The sequence below is a fragment of the Candidatus Magnetobacterium casense genome, from assembly GCF_019173545.1.
Lineage (GTDB): Bacteria > Nitrospirota > Thermodesulfovibrionia > Thermodesulfovibrionales > Magnetobacteriaceae > Magnetobacterium > Magnetobacterium cryptolimnobacter.
In genome coordinates this window covers 1-3,514 of record NZ_JABXWD010000352.1, presented here as the reverse complement: position 1 = coordinate 3,514, position 3,514 = coordinate 1, and the positions used below count along the sequence as shown (strand labels likewise).

4 protein-coding genes are annotated in these 3,514 nt (G+C 54.1%); all 4 read left to right on the top strand.

Annotation, left to right across the window (positions count from 1 at the left end; all coding sequences use genetic code 11):
• Positions 1–219: 219 nt before the first annotated feature.
• The 4 genes from HWQ67_RS14690 (at position 220) to HWQ67_RS14675 (ending at position 3,428) form a co-directional block, all read left to right on the top strand.
• The gene (locus HWQ67_RS14690) at positions 220–561 is read left to right on the top strand and encodes a hypothetical protein (protein WP_218253441.1); all 342 of its coding nucleotides are present in this window, start codon (positions 220–222) and stop codon (positions 559–561) included.
• A 56-nt stretch (positions 562–617) separates the two neighbouring features.
• Positions 618–1,214: a hypothetical protein gene (locus tag HWQ67_RS14685; RefSeq protein WP_218253440.1), complete on the top strand. Its 597-nt coding sequence runs from the start codon at positions 618–620 to the stop codon at positions 1,212–1,214.
• Complete coding sequence (locus tag HWQ67_RS14680) at positions 1,214–2,845, top strand: hypothetical protein (protein ID WP_218253439.1); 1,632 nt, start codon at positions 1,214–1,216, stop codon at positions 2,843–2,845. The genes HWQ67_RS14685 and HWQ67_RS14680 overlap by 1 nt, the downstream gene beginning before the upstream one ends.
• Before the next feature lie 265 nt (positions 2,846–3,110).
• Complete coding sequence (locus tag HWQ67_RS14675) at positions 3,111–3,428, top strand: hypothetical protein (RefSeq protein ID WP_218253438.1); 318 nt, start codon at positions 3,111–3,113, stop codon at positions 3,426–3,428.
• Positions 3,429–3,514: the final 86 nt, after the last annotated feature.

Sequence of the window (3,514 nt, the reverse complement as noted above, 5' to 3'; positions counted from 1 at the left end):
GCAAGTCAAGGGTATAGGGTGTTGCGGAACATTGTGACCCGTATGTTCGATACGTGGCCACTCAAGATTTACACGCTAGAGAAAGGGAAATTGATGGGGGTGAACGACCTCATTTCTCAGTTGGTGAAGAAGATTCCTAGCCTTGAACGGTGGCTTTCTACCAAGGCCCGTAGTCGAGTAGACCAATTTGAGGTGTGGGTTAGGGAGGTTGCTCCAACTGTGTCGGTCGTTCTAATGGTTGCGGTGTACATCTGGATATGGATGAACGTCGTCGAATTCGAGTGGGACATGAAGAGTTTAACAGATGCGATGACGGGGCACCTGAGTTTGGCCGACCTGTTGGGGTCTTTGCCGGGGTCAGCTATAGGATTCTTGTTGCACGCTTTGCATGTTGGGTCAATCACCTTGCTGCCTGTAACCTTTGTGGTTCGGTTAGGTTACTTGATGGCTCATCGTTACCTTGTGTGGACAGGTAGGGGGTTTACGGTAGACCGAGATCGGTTGGCGCGGGACTTCGGGCTTGAACGGACGGACTTGGAGGGTGTCCCTGCTGTGGTTTAGGACTGACTCCTTTGATATTTCGGTTATAGACCTAATCTTGTAGGACGTGAGGACCTATGACCCGTAGCTTACAACCCCAGCGAGTAGCCGACCTTTTCTTGGCTCGTCGGACGAAGACGGCAGGAGAGGTGCGGTTTATCAAGGATCGTGGGGGGGACGACAAGCAGTGGGGTTGGCCCGCCCCGGGTCCTTCGAAGCGGGACATTGGGGCTGATTTCAAGTTTGATCCCAAGAAGCTGGAACCGTTAGCCGGATGCCTGCGGTCGACGTTGATGGCTTTGGGGCACACTCAATCGGCTTACAATGGATTCACCCGGATCAAGAGCGCCACGGTTTCGCCTGATGGTAGCTTGGGTGGTCGGGGGTATATCCAGAAGATAGCCGATATGCGGAAGGCGTTTATGAACGTTTCCGAGGCGCTTAGTTCTTTATCTGACACCCTTTATGATGAGTTACATGCCCCACACTGGAATCCCGTCCAGGACGAACAGGATCCTCGGGAACGTGAGCAAGTACAGGAAATCATGGAGGATGTAGAGACTATCCGTAAGGATCCCGAAGAGTGGGCGGAGGAGGAAGAGGAGGATATGGATGCCGAACATGGTAAGGTGGCCCGTCGGGTGACAGCACGATACCTTCAGAGGAGTCATTGATGAGAAAGGTCATAGACTGGACCGACCGTTTGGCGGAATCGGAACTCCCTGAGGATGAGTTGACGTTCACGGATGGTTCTAACTACGGGTTGGACGGGTTCCATTTCGAGGGACTGGACAACTTGGGGGTTGAGGATGGTGCCAGGTTGCCTGAGACCAGGGGGCTCTCTGGGTTACCGGACGGGATTGTCACCGATCCTAAGGAGGCTACAGAGGATCCGGAGTTGACCGACGATGACGGGATTGTCCTAGAAGAGATGCTCTCGGAGGAAGAGGGAGGCCCGTTCCTTGACCCCGTCGAAAAAACAGCCGCCTCTGTGGCCAACTTGGAGTGGTTAGACCCTACCCAAGAACAGGATCCAAATCGGTTGCCCGAACCCCTTCGGTCCGGGGAACCTCCGCTTAACAGTATTCCTGAATTAGAGGAGGCATGGGGAGTTCATCGGCGCACGGATGGGGTGTCGCTTGTGCCCAACAAGGACAAGGAGATTGTTGAGTACGAGAAATCCATCGCGGAAGGGCCGAAGTCTGGGTTGCCGGGGAACAAGACGGCTGATGACCTGCGGGATGCAGTAATGCGGGCAGTTCGGCGTTCTCATTTCGGTCATAAGCTTAGTTCTATCAAGTCCGAATTAGAATCCAGTCTTGGGGTTGAACGAGCCGAGAGAGTGTGTGAGATCATTGAAAGTGACCATGGGTTGGTTGGGAATGTGTTTGTCCGAGCGTCAGTTTTCCCTGGATTGCGAAATGGTCGGTGGGTTAAGGAGTTGAGGAGGTCTGCCCGCACGGCAAGGTATGTTATTACGGATGACCCTGCGGTAGCTGCTAAGCTTTCCATGAAGATGGTTTCTGAAGTTCCCTGGGAAGAGGCGCTTGAGCATTACCGTCCCTGGTTGGTGGCGTCGGGGCGTCGGATGACTTCGGTTCTTAGCAAGAATGACCCGAGGTCGAAGCTTCGTCGGGCGTTTTTGAGCACTCCCGATGTGCGGCAAGAATCCGTATCCTATCATCCGGTGGTCAAAGAGGATGTACGGGTGAGTCGGGAGACTCCTGTGAAGTCGGAGGTTTCCCAGGTACGTACCAGTGAGGTTCAGGCAACTGACCGCAAGCGGCATCGGGTTCTGGTACGTATTGCCCGTTGGGTTGTGGAGGGGAGGCTCTCTAAAGCAATGGCTTTGAAGCTCCGGGATCTCAATGTAGGTCCTGAGGAATTGGCACGAAGGGCCGCTCAGGTTGTGGCTAATTCCAAGACGGCCAGAGCTTACACTGGGGCATCGGTGAGGGAAGTCCCCATAGGGGTTGGTCACCCCAGCATTGATAGGACTGTTTCTCTGGAGAAGTCGGAGTTGCGGAAGGCTCAGGCATATTTGGCGCGTAAAGTTGAGGCGGGGGTTCTGACTAAGGAAGAGGCCCGGCGCATCGTTGCTTTTGGAAAGACCGCGTCTGGAATCAACCGACTCACCGTAGCCGCCGTGGCGGTTGCTTCCAAATTTCGCAAGGTTGGAGCTAAAGTCGCTCGGTTTAATCCCGGTGAGTATGCCCTTGGCAACAAGAACCTGGATCAGGTGACTTTGGCAGGTAAGGCTCCTTCACTGGAAGGGGTCTCATTTGGTGACGGGATGATGTTATGACCCGAGGTGCCCCATGATCAAGAAGGTACGTCCGGTTGGGGTACCTTTCCGAACATTGGTGAGGACCTATCCGCACGGGACTGACCCTACGGTGCCAGGTCTGTTGGGTCAACCGAACCCGATGCGGAACACGGTAACCACCCAGCAGATCATCAGAGATCGGGGGAATCTGAATGCTCGGTCGGTAGTTCTTCCATCTGGACCTGCTCGGCAAACCGGGTCTATTGCAGTGTTGGACAACAATTTCACGACCGGCCATGTGGAAGTGCACTTAGGAAATTTCATTCTTATCAGTAACGTGGATTTCCTGGTGGGAATGAATGTAAATGCCACGGCTGTTAACCTTGCCACAGCGATATCTCGGTTGCCGGATTTTGCTGCGACAGTGGTTGGCCCGGTAGTAAGTGTAACTTATGGGCCTACGATGGACGAGGTGGAGTTCTGGGCGTTGCATCTGGGGACTCGGTACAATCTGGAGTGCAACCCGGTTGATTCGTTTATTACCAGCAGTCCGTCTATTGGTGGATTCTCGTTTATGAACTTTGGTAGTCCGTCGATTGGGGCTCCGGCATTGACCGTGTGAGGAAACCGTGGGACGCCGCCCCAATAATCAAGCCGTTCGGGAAGGGTTGTTGGCACAGGTGCCTCTTGATGTAACGAGGGTGCAGG

Excerpts from the sequence above, each read along its gene's own strand:
- HWQ67_RS14680 (WP_218253439.1), top strand. The coding sequence starts at position 1,214 with ATGAGAAAGGTCATAGACTGGACCGACCGTTTGGCGGAATCGGAACTC.
- HWQ67_RS14685 (WP_218253440.1), top strand. The coding sequence starts at position 618 with ATGACCCGTAGCTTACAACCCCAGCGAGTAGCCGACCTTTTCTTGGCT.